The sequence below is a fragment of the Amycolatopsis sp. SID8362 genome (assembly GCF_010550475.1).
GTDB lineage: Bacteria > Actinomycetota > Actinomycetes > Mycobacteriales > Pseudonocardiaceae > Amycolatopsis > Amycolatopsis eburnea.
Map to the genome: position 1 here is coordinate 1 of NZ_JAAGNB010000764.1, position 424 is coordinate 424.

Sequence of the window (424 nt, forward strand, 5' to 3'; positions counted from 1 at the left end):
TGGAGCGGGCCGTGGACCGCGACGCCGACTCGGCCGCGACGGCGGCCGCGCAGGCGGAAGAACTGCGCGTGGTGCTCGCGGAAGTGGCCGGACCACCGGAGTCGGCGGTCCTGCGCCGCCCGGTCGAAGCGGCGTTTTCCGAACGGGACTACGCGGATCTCGTCACGGCCGTGCGCGAGCGGGGGGAGTGGCTGTCGACGACGATCGACGCCCGCACCCGCGTCGCCGAGGCCGCGAACGCCGCCGACAAGGAACTGGCGGCGGCCCGCACCGACCGCGCGGCCGCGCAACGCGAGGCCGACGCTGTCGAGAAGTCGTTCGCGGCGGCCAAGGAAGCCCTGCGGGCGGCCCGCGATCCCCTGGTGGAGCTGGGCGCGCCCGCCGTCGACACCGGCGACGTCCCGGCGGGCTGGCGGCTGCTGAC

At 76.7% G+C, this 424-nt stretch carries 1 pseudogene; it reads left to right on the forward strand.

The features are described from left to right. Positions 1 to 424 (forward strand): annotated as a pseudogene (locus tag G3I65_RS23570) (SMC family ATPase); the annotation flags it as partial.